The organism is Candidatus Thioglobus sp. (assembly GCF_028599055.1).
Lineage (GTDB): Bacteria > Pseudomonadota > Gammaproteobacteria > PS1 > Pseudothioglobaceae > Thioglobus_A.
Map to the genome: position 1 here is coordinate 1 of NZ_JAQRMS010000013.1, position 18,036 is coordinate 18,036.

The window sequence follows — 18,036 nt, forward strand, 5'->3', positions numbered from 1 at the left end:
CGCTAAAGGCGACACAATCGAACTTAAATATACTGACAATAAGGGTAAGACTGGTTCTGCGACTGCAAAGTCTAAGTAATCAAATCTTATCAATTGAGGAGAGATTAATGAAAAAACTAATAACAGTAGTAGCTGGCATCAGCTTTTTAGTTGGAACGGCATCTGCAGATGTCGCTTCTGACCAAAAAGCTTTAATTGGCCACTTTAAATCAATTCAACCAAATGTTGAATTCGCAGACTACACGAATGGTGTTTATGCCTATGACAAAGGCTCTAGAGATCAATTCGAAGAAATTTTGGACGGCATTCCTCCCTATGAGGAAGCGGTAGAAAAAGGCGGTGCTGAATATTTAAAATATGGCTTAAATAAGTGTGCGGCACTTGCAGATCCAGCGGCAGCTCGTGTTAAACACCCATACTATGATGATGCAGCAGGCACAGTGGTAACATTGGAAGGTACTATCCAAAAATGTTATAACGAGCAGACTGGTAAGAAGCTAGGTACGATGAAGGGTAAGATTGCTCGAATCAGTGCTTGGATTTCAGACCAGGCAGCTGGTGAAAAGATCAATGTTAAAGTTGAGTCAGAAGGTGCTAAAGCAGCTTATGCAAGAGGCAAGGCGTTTTTCTATGCTAAGCGTGGCCAATTCAACATGTCTTGTGCAGACTGTCACGTTTATAACGCTGGCAAGAAAGCAAGAGCTGATATCTTATCACCTGCGTTAGGCCACACTACACACGTTCCTATGTATCGTGCAAAGTGGTCTGGCTTAGGTACACTTCACCGTCGTTATGGTGGTTGCTTGAAGAACATGAGAGCAAAGCCAATCAAGGCACAGAAAGAAGTTTATCGCGACATGGAATTATTCCATCAAGCAATGAGCAATGGTCTTGAAATCACTGACGCACGTTACAGAAAATAATAGGAGAATAAAGATGAAAAAAGTATTAATTACAGTTTTGTCAGTATTCGCCTTAACAGCTCAAGCTGATTTTCTAGGTAGCGCCCATAACTGGAATAATGGATCTTCTGATTCGTTTAAGTCTGCTGTTAAAGCAGCTGAAGCGGGTTACAAGGCTAATTTAGCAGTGAATATGGCATGGCGTGATACTGGCAAGATGATTAAAGAAGCTAAGAAACTAAATGCCGCAGGTAAAACTGCAGCTGCAGTGGCATTAGCTAATAAAGCTTACGCTCAAACAGCCAATGCAACAGCGCAAGCTGCCATTGCTGGTAGTGCAGGTCCTAGCTTCTAATTGAAGTAGGATCTTTACTAAAAAAATACCCCTTAATTGGGGTATTTTTTTGTCTGAAATATAGTCATATTAAAATTAAATTGATGGATAATTAATTGCTTAATTTAATTATTTTATTAATTTTATATGTCTGATTTGGGCTTTTGCCACCTGCATTGTCAAAGTGAATTTTCTGTTGAAAATTCCTTGGTACGCATTCCAAAATTAATCGATAAAGCGGTTGAGTTGGGCATGGGCAGTATTGCATTAACGGATGAATCAAATTTATATGCAGCCGTTAAATTTTATCAAAAGGCAGTTGCTGCCAATATTAAGCCTATTTTTGGTGCGCGCGTTAATATTCGTAATGAAGAGGGTGAGTTTTACTCATCCCTTTTGTTGTGTCAAAATCAACAAGGCTATCTAAATCTGTCAGCATTGATTTCGTTGTCTTATATGCAAGGACAATCAACTGAAGGGGTTAGTATCAGCGAAGCTCAGTTGGTTGAATATCAAGCGGGATTAATTTTAATCGCAACACCCATTAGTAGCGATGTGGCCAAACATTTGCTCTCGAATCAAATTATTGAAGCTAAACAGAGGGCTAATTTTTGGCAATCTGTTTTTAACGATCGATATTATTTAGCGGTTCAGCGCACCTCTCGTGAACACGATGAGCAACACTTACATTTGTGTATTAATCTAGCGCTTGAGTTGGATATTGCAGTTGTGGCAACAAATGATGTTCAGTTTTTGTCGGCTGATGACTTTGATGCACACGAGGCTAGAATATGTATTTCACAGGGCGGCTTATTAGATGATGCTCGTCGAACGCGGCATTTTTCTAATCAGCAATACTTAAAGTCAATAGATCAAATGCAAGATTTGTTTGTTGATTTACCTGAGGTGTTGACCAATACTGTTGAGATTGCACAGCGTTGTAATGTTCATTTCGAATTGCACAAAAAAAACTACCTGCCTGATTTTCCTATTCCAGAAGATTTAAGTATTGCCGAGTTCTTTACATTGGAATCTGAACGCGGGCTTGATAACCGACTTAAGGGAATGGTTGGCCGGTCTGAATATGACGAGCGACTTAAATTTGAGCTTGATGTGATTATTCAAATGGACTTTCCTGGCTATTTTCTTATTGTTGCCGACTTTATTAAGTGGTCTAGAGAAAATGATATTCCAGTAGGTCCAGGTCGTGGATCAGGTGCTGGATCTTTAGTGGCTTATGTACTGGGTATTACTAATGTTGATCCGATTAAACACGAGTTGCTATTCGAGCGATTTTTAAATCCTGAACGTGTTTCTATGCCAGATTTTGATATTGATTTCTGCACGGATAGGCGTGATGAGGTAATTGACTATGTGGCTAAAAAATATGGCCGTGAGAAAGTCTCTCAAATTATTACCTACGGCACCATGGCAGCCAAAGGTGTGGTGCGTGATGTTGGTCGCGTCTTAGGGCATCCTTACGGTTTTAGTGATAAGATCTCTAAGCTAATTCCTAATGATTTAAAAATGACTTTGGACAAGGCACTAATGCCAGATTCTGAAGGCGGATCAAGCGATCTTCTGGCGCGCTACGAATCAGAAGAGGCAGTCACTGATTTAATGAATTTGTCTAAAAAACTTGAGGGTGTGATTCGAAATGTGGGCACACATGCGGGTGGTGTGGTTATTGCACCGAGTAAGATTAGTGATTTTTGCCCTGTTTACAAAGGTGATAGCGACGAAGATGGCGTTGTCTCTCAGTTTGATAAAGATGATGTTGAGGCAGTAGGATTGGTTAAGTTTGACTTTTTAGGATTGTCAAATCTAACGGTTATTCAAAAAGCCATTAAGATGATTGAAGCGAGTGGCTTAAGTGATGAAAAAATTGACTTAGACGCCTTGCCATTGGACGATGAAAAAGTCTATGACTTACTGCAGCGTTGCGACACAACGGGCATCTTCCAGCTGGAATCTGATGGCATGCGTAGTTATTTAAAAAAACTTCAAGCCGATAATTTTGAAGACATTGTTGCTATGTTAGCCCTTTATCGTCCAGGCCCTTTAGATGCTGGCATGGTAGATGACTACATCAATGTAAAGCACGGTGCTAAGGTTAAGTATCCACATCCAATGCTTCAAGAAATACTTGAGCCAACTAATGGTGTATTTTTATACCAAGAACAGGTAATGAAATCAGCCCAGGTAATGGCTGGCTATTCGTTAGGTGGTGCTGATTTATTGCGTCGAGCCATGGGTAAAAAGAAAGTTGAAGAAATGGATAGGCAACGTAGTGTCTTTGTGACTGGTGCTAGTGATAAAGATATTGATGAGAAAAAAGCCAATGAAATTTTTGACTTGATTGATAAGTTTTCTGGCTATGGATTTAACAAATCCCACTCTGTGGCCTATGCTTATGTTTCGTATCATACAGCTTGGCTTAAGTCGCATTACCCAGCGCCATTTATGGCTGCTGTATTGTCAGGCATGATGGATGATACCGACCGTGTATCGTTTACTGTGGGTGAAATTAGGCAAATGGGCTTAACTGTTAATGGGCCAAATGTTTGCTTGTCTGATTATCAATTTAGTATCACTGACGATAAGACGGTTGTGTATGGTTTGGGTGCTGTTAAGGGTGTGGGAGAGGCTTTGGTTGAAAGGCTTATGCTTGAACGTCAAGAAAATGGTATTTTTAAAGATTTGTTTGATTTTTGCTTTAGAATTCAAAAGCGTTATTTGAATAGGCGTGCAATTGAGGCGTTAATTTATAGTGGCGCATTTGATGTATTTGGGGTTGATCGCGCGAGCTTGATTAAAACTTACCCGATAGCAGTTAAGCAAGCAGAACAGCGGCAAAATGATCAGTCTAACGGACAAAGTGGATTGTTTGCCAGTGTTGAGACGCATACAGAGTATGAAGTTAATTATCTTCATGCGCCTGAGTTTTCTTTTCGTCAGCGTCTAGCATTTGAAAAAATGGTGATGGGTTATTATTTTTATGATCATCCTACTGATGAATTTAAAGCCGATGTTAAGCATATTAGTGCCACAATGCCGAGTCAGATAAAGTTCCGTAATAACAAAGATGTGCGTGTTTTAGCGTTAATTTCTGAGTTGCGTTATCGCCCAACCCGAAAAGGAGGGCAAATTGCGATTGTAGCTGTAGAAGATGGTCATTTATCACTCAATGCGGTGGTTTTTTCAAAAGCCTTGGGTGAGGTGAGTGATAAGCTTATTGTGGATGACGTGGTAATCGTGTCAGGAAAAATTCAACGTGATGATTATCGTGATGGCTGGCAAATTATTGTTGATAAAATAGAAAATATTGATGAAGTTAAGCAAAATTATGCCAAGGGGTTTGAAATTAGACTTGATGCGCAACAGCAGCCTATCTTTGATCAGGTGTGTCAATTATTGGAATCACACCAAGGTAGTTGTCCGGTCAAAATTTCATACAATACCAACCGTCTTCGAGGCAGCATTCCGTTAGGAAGGCAACTAAGAGTTAACCCGGATCAGGCATTGGTAGAGGCAGTCAACAATCTGACTAAATCTCAATCTAGTAAAATTCATTATCACTAGACTTATGCTAGTCACATTGGCGCCAATAATAGCGTTGATTAACTTTTCTGTAGCGTTTAACACTCAGTTGATCGCTTAGCTTTAAGTCAATTTGTCCAGCGCAAGCGGTATTAATCGGCTCAATATTATGCTGTTGATAGCGTTTTATAATTTTTGTTGCTGGGTGGTTAAATCTATTTTTATAGCCACTGGAGATGATTACCTTGGCAGGCTTTACAGTTGATAGAAATAATTCACTAGAAGAGGTCTTGCTGCCATGATGTGGGCTGATTAATACATCTGATTGTAGTTCGCTACCCCAAATATTAATTAAATGGCGTTCAGCGGTTTTTTCTATATCACCTGTTAGCAACACACTGAAGTGTGCATTTGAAATTTTTAATACACAGGAGGCATTATTACCAGTGAAATTATGCGCCAGATTAAGCATTTTAAAGTTCACGCCATCCCACTGCCAAGGTGGTGCAGAGTTACAATCTTTAACATTGGCATGGGTGATTTGATCAGTAACCGAACTGAGTATTTGATCAATTGATAGTTTTTCTTGTAAGCTATCTAGGCCACCAATATGATCATTGTCTCCATGTGAAATAATGATTGAATCAATATTATTAATTCGTTTAGTTCTTAAATAAGGAAGAATGACCGCTTCACCCATATTAAATCCTGATCGGTAATGAGCGCCCGTATCAAATATTAATACATGGTTTTTAGTGCGAATAACCTGTGACAGCCCTTGCCCGACATCTAGGGTTGTCACCATAACTTCTCCTGTGGCTAGTGGTTTACTAGGCTGTAGCCAAATTAGGAGAAGTATCAAATAAGCTAGTTTTCTAAGTTTGAGTGATTTAGGTAGTAGAGCAATAAATACGGCGAAAATTAACCATAACAAACTAAAGCTAGAGGCCGGTGTATAGTGCCAAAGGTTAAATTCGAATGACTGTAAATTATTTAGCAGTATTGATAGATAGACTAACGATAGATTTGCTATTGAAAAAATAAATTGAGACAGAGTTTCAAGCTGGGCAAAACTAAAGATAGCGCCTAGTAAAGAAAATGGTGTAGTAACAAAGCTAAATACAGGTATGGCGACTAAATTTGCAATGGGTGATAGTAGTGACCCAGATGAAAAAAACCAAGCTATAAGTGGCAGGGTGGCAATGCTAATTAATAATTGGATATACAATAGACGAAACAGCCAGTGTTTATCTTGGTGTTGTTTGACGCCATAAACAATCACACCAACCACATAAAAAGATAACCAAAAACCAATACTAAAAACACTTAGTGGATTTGAAATTAATACCAATAGTAAGGCTAGCCCATATAATTGCCAAATATTATGTGAGCGTCGAAAGATAACGGATAAAAACACAACACCCGCCATGATAAATGCCCGTTGAGTTGGAATAGAAAAACCTGCAATTAGCGCATAAACAAGTGCACTTATAAGACCAAAGTAGGCGCCAATAACAGAGGCAGGTATTGTTAATGAGCATCTATAACAGTGACGCCACAAGAAACTTACTAATAGAAAAACAAAGCCACTGATTAGGCCAATATGCAAGCCTGAAATGACGCTTAAATGTGTTGTATTAGTCTGTTTAAACATTTCCCATTGATCAGAGGAAATGAGTGATCTGTCACCAATAATCAACGCATTGATTACACCTGAAAATTCAAGTGTAGATAAGTATTCAGATAGATGTTCGCGTATATATTGACGCAGGGTGTTAATAGAGGTTGCCTTGTCAGAAACTAATAGCTGATTGTTATCGTTGCGTTTAACATAGCCTGTGGCATCAAATTGTTGGTAAAAGAGCCATTGTTCATAATCAAACCCGCCTTCGTTTTGATAACCGTTGTTATGTTTTATCTTGATTAAAAGCTGCCATTGATCGCCACTCTTTAGCTGACTTGGCGGTTGTCCATACCAGGTCAGTTTTATTTTTCCTTGGTACGGCTTGCTAACATTAAATGTGAATTGAGTTTTTTCTGGTTTTTCTTGTGGTAAATCTGCAATCGTGCCAGTAACCATAATTGGCGTATTGAAGTGTTTTTCGTCAATACCATTATTTAATAGTTGCGTAGAAAATAGCCCCATCCAGCTAAAACCCGCGATAAAAAACAACAAATTGATTGCTAACGATTTTTGACGTCTAAAAGTTAATAAAACAACCAATAATAAGGCTAAAAAAGTCCCAATTTCAGTCGATGAAAATACTAGGGTATTTTTGACTGAAAATAACAAGATTCCAAAGAGGAAATTAAGGGCAAAAAACAGCATAATTAAGGTTTAATAATTCAATCAATTTGGGTGTTATGAAATTAGCAATTTATGAATGTCTAATATATCGTGAAACCCTTGATTTATCACGTGAAACACGTTTAGTTTTCCTCCAGTATGTTTTTTAAATGATTAATGGACATTTTCTCATATTATTATTTGATTTGTAAAACTATAACCCATTGATTTTTAAATAAAAATTATAAGTGATTAGTTTTTATTCAAAACCACAAAAAACAGCAATACATCAACGTTTTTGCCACTTTTTAAAGAGATATTAACAGAGTTATCCACAGTTTTGTGAGTAACTCTAACAGGTGTTGATTTAACGCCGTTTTTAGGCGTTTATAAGAACTCTTTAATGAAGATATTTAAGATTTTTTCAGCTACTTTTGATTTGCTGTTTTTGCTGATGTTTTTTTGCTGTTTTTTACTGATAAAAATGACTTGATTTTCATCATTATTGAAGCCAATATCAGCATCAGAAACATCGTTTAGAATAACTGCGTCACAACCCTTGTTTTTTAGCTTAATTTCAGCATTTTTGAGCGTGTTTTGCGTCTCGGCGGCAAAACCAACGCACCAGGGTTTATTGGGTAGTTTACAAACATCGGCTAGAATATCTTTGTTAGGCACTAGCTCTAATATTAATGACTGATTGGATTTTTTTATTTTTTGCTGCTGCTGTTCTTTAACTCGGTAATCACTAACTGCAGCAACGGCAATAAATATATCTTGTTGGTCAATATGATTCATGACCGATTCATGCATTTTAGCGGCACTAAGCGCTTGAATGTTGGTGGCTTTGTTGTTAAGTGTTGTGTTGATGTTGGCATACACGCAAGTTACCTTAGCACCCATTTCAACGCAACGATCAACTAAGGCCATGCCCATTTTCCCGCTGGAATGGTTTGAGATGAAGCGTACTGGGTCAATAGGCTCTATGGTGGCACCTAGTGTGATTAAAACACGTTTTCCACTTAGCTGGTTGCTTTCAAATTGTTTGGCCACTTGTTGGGCAATATCCACCGCTTCAGGTAATCTGCCTGGACCAATATCGCCACAAGCCTGAGCGCCTGAATCTGGCTCAATAATAGTAATGAGTCGTTGACGTAATTGAGCTAAATTATCCTGTAGCGATTGAGCCTGAAACATTTGCTGATTCATGGCGGGTGCGATCATCAGCCGAGCGTCAGTTGCTAAAATGACGCTGGTTAGTAAATCAGAAGCTTGGCCATTTGCTAGATTGGCAATCGTGTTGGCACTAGCCGGTGCAATTAAAATTAAATCTGCCCATTTTGCCAATTCAATATGACTCATGGATAGTTCAGCTTCTTTGTCCCATAGGTTGTCGTGAACACTATGTTGTGAAATGGCCTGGAGTGACAATTGGGTAATAAATTGAGCGCCACCAGATGTTAGAATAACACGCACATCAGCGCCAAGATCTTGTAACCGTCTGATAATATCGGGCGATTTGTAAGCTGATATTGATCCGCTTACTCCGAGTAGAATACGTTTATTAGTTAAACTACTCATGGCTTGATGGTGGCAGTTATGCGTATATCGTTGCCAACTAAACGTAGATCGCTGATGGATAATTTGATTTGATCTTGCATGTTGTCAATGGGTAGAGTTGCCATAGAATTGGCATTGCTGCCCAGTAGTGTCGGTGCGGTGTAGATAATTAACTCATCAATTAAAGCGTTTTCAATCATGGCGCCAATTAAGCCTGGTCCTGCTTCAAGCAGTACAGAATTAACCCCTTGCTCACCAAGTTGTAAGAGTATGTGATTTAAATCAAGTTTGCCGCTTTGATTTAGGTTGGTATTGTCTGTGTTAAAAATTTGAGTCGGCGTAGCTGTAGAAAAAATATTAAGTGATTGATCGGTAACTTGATGTTTACCATCAACCACCACTCGAATTGGGCTAACATTTAACTCAGTAGAGCGCACTGTCATTGATGGATTATCTGCCAATACGGTGCCCGAACCAGTCATAATGGCTTGATTGCTAGCACGAAGACGCTGAACATCCTCTCTAGCATTCTTGTCAGTAATCCATTTACTTTGACCAGATTGCATGGAAGTTTTTCCATCTAGACTCATGGCAATTTTGCAGGTGACGAACGGACGTTTGGTTGTCATGCGTTTAATAAAGCCACGATTAAGCATGACGGCCTGATCTTCCAGTAAGCCTAGTTCAACCTCAATGCCGGCAGTTTCAAGCATCGCGACACCTTGGCCACTTACTAGTGGATTAGGATCTAGCATGGCAATAATAACCTTTTTAGCACCTGAATCAATTATGGCTTGCGCACAAGGTGGTGTTTTTCCCTGATGTGAACAAGGCTCTAAAGTGACATATAAAGTTGCATCGTTAGCTTGGTGGTTAATTTGCTCAAGTGCATTAATTTCAGCATGTGCCTGGCCAAAGGTTTGGTGATAGCCTTTGGCGATAATATCACCGTCTTTTTCAATCACACAACCTACCATTGGATTGGCACCCACGCCATGCATTCCCTGGCGCGCAAGCTTAAGTGCTAAGCCCATGTTTTGAGTGTCATTTATTGAAAAAGTTGGCACAATAGTTAGATATAATTGTCTAATTAATTAATCATATTTTACCTAGGAGAAATGACATGGATGAACAGAAAAAACAAGCGCTAAAAGCAGCTTTATCGCAGATTGACAAGCAGTTTGGTAAAGGTTCAGTTATGTTCTTGGGTGACGATGAAGCGCAAACAGATATTGAGGCAGTATCAACTGGTAGTTTGAGTTTGGATGTTGCTTTGGGTATTGGTGGACTGCCAAGAGGGCGTGTGATTGAAATTTACGGCCCTGAATCTTCAGGTAAGACAACATTGACATTGCACGTAATCGCTGAGATGCAAAAATTAGGTGGTACAGCGGCCTTTATTGATGCTGAGCATGCGTTAGATCCGCAGTATGCAAAGCGCTTAGGTGTTAATACTGATGACTTGTTAATTTCACAGCCAGATACAGGTGAACAAGCACTAGAAATTACTGACATGTTAGTACGCTCGGGCAGTGTTGATATTGTGGTGGTGGATTCAGTAGCAGCGCTGACACCAAAAGCAGAAATTGAAGGTGAGATGGGTGCGTCACATATGGGTCTTCAAGCAAGATTAATGTCGCAAGCATTAAGAAAATTAACCTCCAATATTAAAAAAACCAACACCATGGTTATTTTCATTAATCAGTTACGCATGAAAATCGGCGTTATGTTTGGCAATCCTGAAACAACAACCGGTGGTAATGCGTTAAAGTTCTATGCTTCAGTTCGACTGGATATTCGTCGCATTGGTGCCATTAAAAAAGGTGATGAAATTTTGGGTAACGAAACCCGTGTTAAGGTGTTAAAGAACAAAGTAGCGCCGCCATTTAAACAGGCTGAATTTCAAATCTTATACAATCAGGGTATCTCTTTGGAAAGTGAGATTATCGACTTGGGTGTTAAATTGGGCTTTGTTGAAAAAGCAGGTGCTTGGTATAGTATTGAAGGTGAACGAATTGGCCAAGGTAAAGATAATGCGCGTGATTACCTGAAAGGCAATCCTGAGTTGCGTCAAAGTGTGGAAGATAAAATTCGTGAACAGTTGATGAACACCAGTGACGAGAGCGAATAAGCAAACGTGTTATGCCAGTGCGATGCAACTATTGGTTCGACGTGAACATTCTGTTGTTGAATTAACCAAAAAGCTTACACAAAAAGAGTTTGATCAAGCTGAGATTGAGGCAGCGATTGAGCTACTGATTGAGCAAAACTATCAAAGTGACGCGCGTTTTGCGGCGGAATTTATCCACATGCGCTTTAATCAGGGCAAGGGTCCTATTAAAATTGGGGCTGATTTAAAACAACGTGGCATCGATCAGTTTGATTTAACTGGATTTGATTTTTATACGTTAGCAAAAGATATACGCATTAGAAAGTTTGGTCAAGCGGTACCGAGTGACTATAAAGAAAAAGCCAAACAGCAGCGTTTTTTACAATCCAGAGGATTTAATTTTGAGCACATCAACCAATCATTTGAAGCTGAATAAATTGCTTTCAATGCGCTCACCGCTTTATATTAAGTATCCCAATGGTGAAGCTCGTGTGATTGAATATATTTTTGAACATCCACAAGGCGTCATTTATTTTGAATTGTTTTGGGAAAAAGACCCGATCTATAGTATTCACTTGATTGAAGGGGTGATTAGTGGTGAGGGCCCTTGGCGAGTGGGAGAGTGTACATTTCATGTATTGGGTTGTAATCACACCCATCCGCAGTTGTGCGAATTGCGTTCATTTTGGCAACAAGAGTTGTTGCAAAATCCTCAGCAATTTCGTACAAATGAGGTGCTTAAAATAGCGTTAGAAAAAGGCGCCATTGTGCCAAAAGACCACCCAATGAATGATGCGCGCTACTAACAAATCCACCCAAGCTTACGATTTTAAAACTCAGGATATGAAAGTCTTGAGAAAGTTGTTGCCTTATTTATTAGCCATGAGAGCGCGTGTTATATTAGCCACCTTGTTTTTAATAGCAGCGAAACTAGCCAATGTGGCAGTACCGGTGGCTCTTAAAGAGATTGTTGATTCGCTGGATCACACTAATGCTTTGTTAATATTGCCACTGGGTGCATTGTTTGCTTACGGGTTATTAAGATTAACCAGTTCTTTATTTAACGAGCTTAGAGATGCTATTTTTGCAAAGGTTCGCTATCACGCCATGCATTTAATCGCATTGGGCGTATTTAAACATCTGCACACATTAGATCTTTCGTTTCACCTAGATAGGCGTATTGGTGGCATCACTCGAGATATTGATCGTGGCACGCAAAGTGTATCAACACTGCTTTCTATTTTTGTGTTTAATATCTTGCCATCATTTTTTGAAGTGTGTCTAGTAATCGGATTGCTCTGGATTAATTATGATGTTTTCTTTGCTGGCATATCGTTAGCAACGGTGGTGTTTTATATTGGTTTAACTTTAGCCATCACCACTTGGCGAATGAAATATCGCTATCAAATGAATGACATGCAGTCAGAAGCAAACACCAATGCAGTGGATAGTTTAATCAACTATGAAACGGTTAAATATTTTAATCGTGAGCAATTTGAAGTAAATCGTTATCAAGACACTATGACGCGCTGGGAAGATGTGGCCACCAAAAGCTTTACCTCTATGACAGCGCTTAATTTTGTCCAAGGCGCGGTGATAGCAATTGGTGTGACACTGATTTTGATCATGGCAGCTGAAGGTGTGGTGGCGCAGCAACTGAGCCTTGGTGATATGATTATGATTCAAGCGCTGCTATTGCAGCTTTTCTTGCCTTTGGGTTCGCTAGGCATTGTTTATCGTCAAATTAAGCATAACTTTATTGACATGAGTAATATGTTTACTTTGCTTGATAAGCGTCCAAAAGTTTGTAGCTCTAATGGCGCACCTGAGCTGAAAATCACCGAGGCAAAGATTGAATTTAAATCGGTTTCTTTTTCCTACCCTGGAAAAAAACCCGTATTACAAGCAATTGATTTTTGCATTAAACCTGGGCAAAAAGTGGCGATTGTTGGTGCTTCAGGGTCAGGAAAATCTACCTTGGCTAAGTTATTGTTTAGATTTTACGATGTTGATTCGGGTGAAATTTTGATTGATGGTCAAAACATTAAGCAGCTTAATCAGCAATCAGTGCAAAAATCTATGGGCGTTGTGCCACAAGATACAGTGATGTTTAATGAAAGTATTTATTATAATATTGCTTATGGCCGAGAGGGTGCTAGCCAATCAGAAGTAAAAGCCGCCGCCAAACTTGCTTTTATTGACCATTTTATTGAGCAATTGCCCGAAGGTTATGACACGTTGGTTGGCGAGCGTGGTTTAAAGTTATCTGGTGGTGAGAAGCAACGATTAGCCATTGCTAGAGTATTGTTAAAAAATCCACCCATACTCATTTTTGATGAAGCAACTTCAGCGCTTGATTCTTATTCAGAGAAAATGGTGCAGCAGGCATTAGACTCATTGAGTCAGCAGCACACCACATTGGTTATTGCTCACCGTCTATCTACTATTGTGGATAGCGACCATATTATTGTGCTGAATGAGGGGAAGATTCAAGAAAGTGGCTCACACCAACAATTGTTAGCGGCTCAAGGTGAGTATGCCAAGCTTTGGAAATTACAAGTTGATGCTCAAAATAAACATAATTAGTGATTAAAAAAATATAAACACCATGAAATTTAAGTTAAATAAAACTAATAATAAAGCCCGTCGAGGTGTGATGACATTTGATCGTGGCACTGTTGAAACACCTGCATTTATGCCAGTAGGAACGTATGGCACAGTTAAGGCAATGACACCTGAAGAGGTGAGTGGATTAGGCGCGCAAATTATTTTGGGCAATACGTTTCATTTGGCTATTACACCGGGTACTGATGTTATTGAAGCTCACGGCGATTTGCATGATTTTATGCATTGGCAAGGGCCGATACTCACAGATTCTGGCGGGTTTCAGGTATTTAGTCTGGGTGCAATGCGCAAAATTAGTGAGCAAGGGGTTGATTTTAGATCACCAAAAAACGGCGATAAAATTTTTATGGGCCCTGAAGAGTCTATGCAAATTCAGAAAAAACTGGGCTCAGATATTGTAATGATTTTTGATGAATGTACGCCTTATCCTGCTGACAAGGCGACAGCTGACCAGTCAATGCAATTATCTCTACGTTGGGCAAAACGCTCAAAAGATGAACATACAAACCTTAATAATGAGAATGCATTATTTGGTATTGTTCAAGGTGGCATGTTTAAAGACTTGCGTCAAGAATCTGCCAAGGCGCTAGTTGATATTGGTTTTGATGGTTACGCTATTGGCGGACTCAGTGTGGGCGAGCCAAAAGAAGAGATGATTAAAGTGTTGGATTATCTGCCTGGTGAATTGCCTGCCGATAAGCCAAGATATTTAATGGGCGTGGGCACACCAAGTGATTTGGTTGAGGCGGTTGAGCGCGGCATTGATATGTTTGATTGCGTCATGCCGACACGCAATGCGCGCAACGGTTACTTGTTCACTTCAGTGGGTATTGTTAAAATTAGAAATGCTCAATATAAACTGGATACTTCAACCCTTGATGAGCGTTGTGGTTGTTACACTTGTCGAAACTATACAAAATCTTACTTGCATCATTTGCAACGCAAAAATGAAATTTTAAGTGCACGGCTAAACACCATTCACAACTTGTATTATTATCAAGATTTAATGGCACAAATGAGACGTGCGATTGAAGATGATTGCTTTGCTGAATTTAAGGAAAATTTCTATAAACTTCAGGCGCAAACATAATGAGTCAAAAATTACTGTTCTTTGTTGATGAAGGTGGCTTTGAAGACTACACGCCATTATTTATTGAGCAAGGGTTTGCGGTTGATTTTGAAGATTCTCAACGTAGGGCGACTAAACTTGCCAAAAAGAATACCTACCAAGTGCTGGTTGCAGAGTTTAGTCACAACCCTGAATTTAGAGACCGCGTTAGTAACATTGAATCTTTATTAGCTACTTTGGAAGGAAATTCACCTAATGCTAAAATTGTTATTTTGTATGATGAGTTAAATCAGCCGCAATTAGATCAATTAAAGGCTAGATATCGAATGGATGTTACGTTGTCATTTCCAATTGATAAGGCGCTACTTCATCAGGCCATCAACTGAGCGTTGATTAAAATAAACGTCTAGTACTTTACGTGCTAGTGGTGCGGCTTTGGAACTGCCACTACCGGCATTTTCAACAATAATGGCAATGGCAATTTCAGGATCTTCAACGGGCGCAAAGCCAGTAAAAAGTGCATGATCCCTGAGTTTTTCCTCATACTTTTCAGCAATATATTGCTCTTCAGGATCAAGACCAAACACCTGTGCGGTACCTGTTTTTCCGGCCAAAGTATAAGTTAGACCTTTGTTTAAGCGTCTGGCAGTTCCTTTAGGGGCGTAAATTGTCATTTTCATGCCCTCAAGCACTTCTTCCCAATGGTGAATGTCTTTAATGGGGATTTGTCGACTGTGCTTATTATTAGCCTCAACGATAGACTCACCAGGCTGCTGGGTGCTTTTTAACAATTTAGGCGCAAACAACTGGCCCTTGTTGGCAAGGGCTGCTGTGGCAACAGCAAGCTGCAAAGGGCTTGAAGTCATAAATCCTTGTCCAATGCCAGCAATAAGGGTTTCTCCACGATACCATGGCTCGTTTCGGTTAATTTTTTTCCAGGCTTTAGACGGCATAATGCCGCCTTTTTCACCTGGAATATCGATACCAGTTTTTTGCCCAAAATTAAACAACGTTAAATTTTTGTGTAGTTTTTCAATACCCATTCTATTGGCTAAATCATAGAAAAACACATCACAAGACTGGGCAATGGCGTCTTTCATATCAACATGACCGTGACCGTCTCTTTTCCAATCGTTAAATTTTCGCTTAACGTTTGGCAACCGGAAAAATCCAGGACAAAAGGTTTTACTCTCTGTTGTATTGACACCTTCTTCAAGTCCAGCTAAAGCAACCATTGGCTTGACGGTTGAGCCTGGTGGGTAGAGTCCTTGAATAGAACGATTAAGCTGAGGAATGTCTTTTGAAGTTTGTAATAATTCATAATTGGCATGTGAGATGCCATTCACAAACCAATTGGGATTATAGGTTGGGGTGCTAACCAAAGTGAGCACTTCACCATTTTTAACATTAACCACCACAATTGACCCGCGTTTTCCAGCTAGCACTGATTCAGCCATTTTTTGCATGTTTAAATCTAGACTTAAATATAAGTTTTGACCTGCAATCGAGGGTGTAATGATTTTTGTATCGACTACTCGGCCACTAACATTTCGCTCGATTTGCTTAATGCCGGTTTTTCCGTGTAGCAAAGTTTCGTATTGTTTTTCGATGCCAACTTTTCCAACAAACTGAGTGCCGGAATAATTTTTTCGATCATAGTGTAATTTGTCTTTTTTATTCATCCTGGAGACGTAGCCAAGTGCATGAACACTAGAAGAGTCATGTGGGTAGACGCGATGAAAGTAAGGCTCTACTTCAATACCTGGAAATTGATTACTAACTAAAAATTTAGCCACTTGATCTTTACTCAGGTTGTGCTTGATGGGAATATTGTTAAATTTTCGAAAGCGTTTTCTATTCTTGTAATAGCGCTTAACATCTTGTTCATCGATAAACCCAGCGTGCTGCAGTTCGATTAAAACCTTGCTGATGTTGGATACTTTTTCAGGTGTGAGTGTTAATTGGTAGGTTAATTGATTAGTGGCAAGCAACACACCGTTTCGATCAAAAATTTTCCCCCGAGCCGGCGTGATTGGCAGGCTGCGCATTTGATTGCCAAGTGCCTCTTCCTGGTAATATTCATGATTAATCACTTGTAGATTAAACACACGAACAATAAGTAGTAAAGCGAGTAAAAATATAAAAATTAGCGCCAGCTTTAGTCGGGACGACAACAGTGAATGCTCAAGTTGCGTGTTGCCAATACTGTCCATGATTATTGATGCCTACATTTGGCGAGTGAAAAGCGAACAACTGGCCAAAATAGGGCACTGGTAAGGGGTGCTAACAGCAGGTAGTAATTATCACCAGTGCCATGCATTAACACATGGGTTAATAAGAAAAAGACAAGATAAATGCAGCTTGAGAAAAACACATATACTTGCTGAGTGCTTAAGTTAGACACATGAAATGATTGTTTGACGTTGTTTATAAATAAACTGGCCAGAATTAACGCTAACGCATTTTGACCTAAAAGGTCGCCTTGGAGAATATCTAACAAGGTACCTAAAATTAGCGCAATAAATAAACTGCCTTTAACGGGAAAATAAACCAACCAATAAGTAAATAGCAACAACATCCAAAAAGGTGATGCATCTAATACAACTTCATGCAACGGTAGAGCACTTAGGATGAGCGAAAATATCGTAATTTTTAGTAAAAAAATGTAAGGTCGCTGCGTATTCATGATTTTTCTAAAATAATAACAAACTCTAAATCAGAGGTTTGTTGAATGGGCGCTAAAATAACATGCAAAAAGGATTCGTCTTTATGTTGTTCCACATGAATGACTCGCCCAACGGGATAGCCATCCGGAAATTTCCCTCCCAATGAGCTAGTTAAAAATAAATCATTCATTTTTATATCAAATTCGGGCTCGACAAAGTTGAGTCTTAGGTGGTGTTTATTTTCTGCCAGTCCTTGACTGATCGCTTGAACGCCATTTCTAGCGCTTTTAACTGGAATATATTGAGTTGGATCACTGGCCATTAAAATGCTGGCGCTTGTGGGTGTTAATTCGGTGATTTGGCCAACCACACCTTGGGCGCCCAAGGCCACTTGACCGATATGCAGCTGATCATCGCTACCTTTATCGATGATTAATTGTTTTTTTAAACGTGAACGCTTGACGTGTTCAACACGTGCTAAGCTAAATTTTGCCTGTTGCAGTGTGTGGCTCGAGTTAAGTAGTGATTTGAGCTTGGTATTTTCAAGTGCTAGCTGCTCAGATTGTTGAAGCTGAACTTTTAATTTGAGCAGTTGCGCATTAAGATTATGGTTGTCACTTAGTAGCTGATCTTTGCCAGTGCCTTGTTCGTTGATCCAAGTGTAGAGCTTTTCCGGTAGGCTAACCAGCATATAAACTGGAGAGATGAGTGTCGCAACACCTTGTTTAAGGTTGTTAAGATAAGAAAACTTGTAATCAAATAGAATAAGAAATATAGCAATAATAACCGGGATAAAGGTTTTTAAAAAGTTCATTAGCCTCGCCCAATTAATTGCAGAATGACTTTATTCAGCTGCTAGGAATCCCATGTTATGTTTGCTAATCATGTCAAGCGCAACACCACCACCACGAGCAACACAGGTTAATGGATCATCAGCAATGCG

Annotated in this window: 15 protein-coding genes and 1 pseudogene; 9 read left to right on the forward strand and 7 right to left on the reverse strand. The window is 39.5% G+C overall.

Annotated features, from left to right (window positions below):
* The first annotated feature begins 107 nt into the window (after positions 1 to 107).
* The 3 genes from soxA to dnaE all read left to right on the forward strand — a co-directional run bounded on the left by soxA (position 108) and on the right by dnaE (position 4,818).
* The gene (gene soxA / locus PSN35_RS01785) at positions 108 to 923 is read left to right on the forward strand and encodes a sulfur oxidation c-type cytochrome SoxA (RefSeq protein ID WP_300028701.1); all 816 of its coding nucleotides are present in this window, start codon (positions 108 to 110) and stop codon (positions 921 to 923) included.
* Positions 924 to 936: 13 nt separating this feature from the next.
* A complete protein-coding gene (locus PSN35_RS01790; RefSeq protein ID WP_300028703.1) occupies positions 937 to 1,257 on the forward strand; it encodes a hypothetical protein in 321 nt (106 codons plus the stop codon).
* Between the two features lie 126 nt (positions 1,258 to 1,383).
* Positions 1,384 to 4,818: a DNA polymerase III subunit alpha gene (dnaE, locus tag PSN35_RS01795; protein WP_300028705.1), complete on the forward strand. Its 3,435-nt coding sequence runs from the start codon at positions 1,384 to 1,386 to the stop codon at positions 4,816 to 4,818.
* Between the two features lie 7 nt (positions 4,819 to 4,825).
* Here dnaE and PSN35_RS01800 read toward each other — a convergent pair whose 3' ends face one another.
* The 3 genes from PSN35_RS01800 to ribD all read right to left on the reverse strand — a co-directional run bounded on the left by PSN35_RS01800 (position 4,826) and on the right by ribD (position 9,693).
* Positions 4,826 to 7,105 carry a DNA internalization-related competence protein ComEC/Rec2 gene (locus tag PSN35_RS01800; protein ID WP_300028706.1) on the reverse strand — a complete coding sequence of 760 codons (2,280 nt, stop codon included), beginning with the start codon at positions 7,103 to 7,105 and terminating at the stop codon, positions 4,826 to 4,828.
* A 345-nt stretch (positions 7,106 to 7,450) separates the two neighbouring features.
* Complete coding sequence (gene coaBC / locus PSN35_RS01805; protein ID WP_300028708.1) at positions 7,451 to 8,644, reverse strand: bifunctional phosphopantothenoylcysteine decarboxylase/phosphopantothenate--cysteine ligase CoaBC; 1,194 nt, start codon at positions 8,642 to 8,644, stop codon at positions 7,451 to 7,453.
* Positions 8,641 to 9,693 carry a bifunctional diaminohydroxyphosphoribosylaminopyrimidine deaminase/5-amino-6-(5-phosphoribosylamino)uracil reductase RibD gene (gene ribD, locus PSN35_RS01810; protein ID WP_300028728.1) on the reverse strand — a complete coding sequence of 351 codons (1,053 nt, stop codon included), beginning with the start codon at positions 9,691 to 9,693 and terminating at the stop codon, positions 8,641 to 8,643. Before ribD ends, coaBC begins: the two co-directional genes overlap by 4 nt.
* Positions 9,694 to 9,746: 53 nt before the next feature.
* Here ribD and recA point away from each other — a divergent pair, with 53 nt between their 5' ends.
* The 6 genes from recA to PSN35_RS01840 are packed head-to-tail and all read left to right on the forward strand — an operon-like array spanning position 9,747 to position 14,813.
* On the forward strand, positions 9,747 to 10,754 hold the full coding sequence (gene recA / locus PSN35_RS01815; RefSeq protein WP_300028710.1) for a recombinase RecA: 1,008 nt from the start codon (positions 9,747 to 9,749) through the stop codon (positions 10,752 to 10,754).
* A 22-nt stretch (positions 10,755 to 10,776) separates the two neighbouring features.
* The gene (locus tag PSN35_RS01820; RefSeq protein ID WP_300028712.1) at positions 10,777 to 11,169 is read left to right on the forward strand and encodes a regulatory protein RecX; all 393 of its coding nucleotides are present in this window, start codon (positions 10,777 to 10,779) and stop codon (positions 11,167 to 11,169) included.
* Entirely contained in the window at positions 11,135 to 11,539 is a 405-nt protein-coding gene (locus PSN35_RS01825; RefSeq protein WP_300028714.1) for a hypothetical protein, read from the forward strand. Before PSN35_RS01820 ends, PSN35_RS01825 begins: the two co-directional genes overlap by 35 nt.
* Positions 11,526 to 13,319: an ABC transporter ATP-binding protein/permease gene (locus tag PSN35_RS01830; protein WP_300028716.1), complete on the forward strand. Its 1,794-nt coding sequence runs from the start codon at positions 11,526 to 11,528 to the stop codon at positions 13,317 to 13,319. The genes PSN35_RS01825 and PSN35_RS01830 overlap by 14 nt, the downstream gene beginning before the upstream one ends.
* Positions 13,320 to 13,341: 22 nt before the next feature.
* A complete protein-coding gene (gene tgt / locus PSN35_RS01835) occupies positions 13,342 to 14,448 on the forward strand; it encodes a tRNA guanosine(34) transglycosylase Tgt (protein ID WP_300028718.1) in 1,107 nt (368 codons plus the stop codon).
* The gene (locus PSN35_RS01840; RefSeq protein ID WP_300028720.1) at positions 14,448 to 14,813 is read left to right on the forward strand and encodes a hypothetical protein; all 366 of its coding nucleotides are present in this window, start codon (positions 14,448 to 14,450) and stop codon (positions 14,811 to 14,813) included. Before tgt ends, PSN35_RS01840 begins: the two co-directional genes overlap by 1 nt.
* Here PSN35_RS01840 and mrdA read toward each other — a convergent pair.
* From mrdA to PSN35_RS01860, 4 genes and pseudogenes are all read right to left on the reverse strand, one after another.
* A complete protein-coding gene (gene mrdA, locus PSN35_RS01845) occupies positions 14,790 to 16,640 on the reverse strand; it encodes a penicillin-binding protein 2 (protein WP_300028722.1) in 1,851 nt (616 codons plus the stop codon). The two genes, PSN35_RS01840 and mrdA, sit on opposite strands and share 24 nt — an antisense overlap.
* Positions 16,641 to 16,642: 2 nt before the next feature.
* Positions 16,643 to 17,113: a rod shape-determining protein MreD gene (gene mreD, locus PSN35_RS01850; protein ID WP_300028724.1), complete on the reverse strand. Its 471-nt coding sequence runs from the start codon at positions 17,111 to 17,113 to the stop codon at positions 16,643 to 16,645.
* On the reverse strand, positions 17,110 to 17,907 hold the full coding sequence (gene mreC, locus PSN35_RS01855; protein WP_300028726.1) for a rod shape-determining protein MreC: 798 nt from the start codon (positions 17,905 to 17,907) through the stop codon (positions 17,110 to 17,112). Before mreC ends, mreD begins: the two co-directional genes overlap by 4 nt.
* A 30-nt stretch (positions 17,908 to 17,937) precedes the next feature.
* A pseudogene (locus PSN35_RS01860) lies at positions 17,938 to 18,036 on the reverse strand (rod shape-determining protein); the annotation flags it as partial.

Coding starts and splice junctions, on each gene's coding strand:
- soxA (WP_300028701.1), top strand. CDS start 108: ATGAAAAAACTAATAACAGTAGTAGCTGGCATCAGCTTTTTAGTTGGA.
- PSN35_RS01790 (WP_300028703.1), top strand. CDS start 937: ATGAAAAAAGTATTAATTACAGTTTTGTCAGTATTCGCCTTAACAGCT.
- dnaE (WP_300028705.1), top strand. CDS start 1,384: ATGTCTGATTTGGGCTTTTGCCACCTGCATTGTCAAAGTGAATTTTCT.
- PSN35_RS01800 (WP_300028706.1), bottom strand. CDS start 7,105: ATGCTGTTTTTTGCCCTTAATTTCCTCTTTGGAATCTTGTTATTTTCA.
- coaBC (WP_300028708.1), bottom strand. CDS start 8,644: ATGAGTAGTTTAACTAATAAACGTATTCTACTCGGAGTAAGCGGATCA.
- recA (WP_300028710.1), top strand. CDS start 9,747: ATGGATGAACAGAAAAAACAAGCGCTAAAAGCAGCTTTATCGCAGATT.
- PSN35_RS01820 (WP_300028712.1), top strand. CDS start 10,777: ATGCAACTATTGGTTCGACGTGAACATTCTGTTGTTGAATTAACCAAA.
- PSN35_RS01830 (WP_300028716.1), top strand. CDS start 11,526: ATGCGCGCTACTAACAAATCCACCCAAGCTTACGATTTTAAAACTCAG.
- tgt (WP_300028718.1), top strand. CDS start 13,342: ATGAAATTTAAGTTAAATAAAACTAATAATAAAGCCCGTCGAGGTGTG.
- PSN35_RS01840 (WP_300028720.1), top strand. CDS start 14,448: ATGAGTCAAAAATTACTGTTCTTTGTTGATGAAGGTGGCTTTGAAGAC.
- mrdA (WP_300028722.1), bottom strand. CDS start 16,640: ATGGACAGTATTGGCAACACGCAACTTGAGCATTCACTGTTGTCGTCC.
- mreD (WP_300028724.1), bottom strand. CDS start 17,113: ATGAATACGCAGCGACCTTACATTTTTTTACTAAAAATTACGATATTT.
- mreC (WP_300028726.1), bottom strand. CDS start 17,907: ATGAACTTTTTAAAAACCTTTATCCCGGTTATTATTGCTATATTTCTT.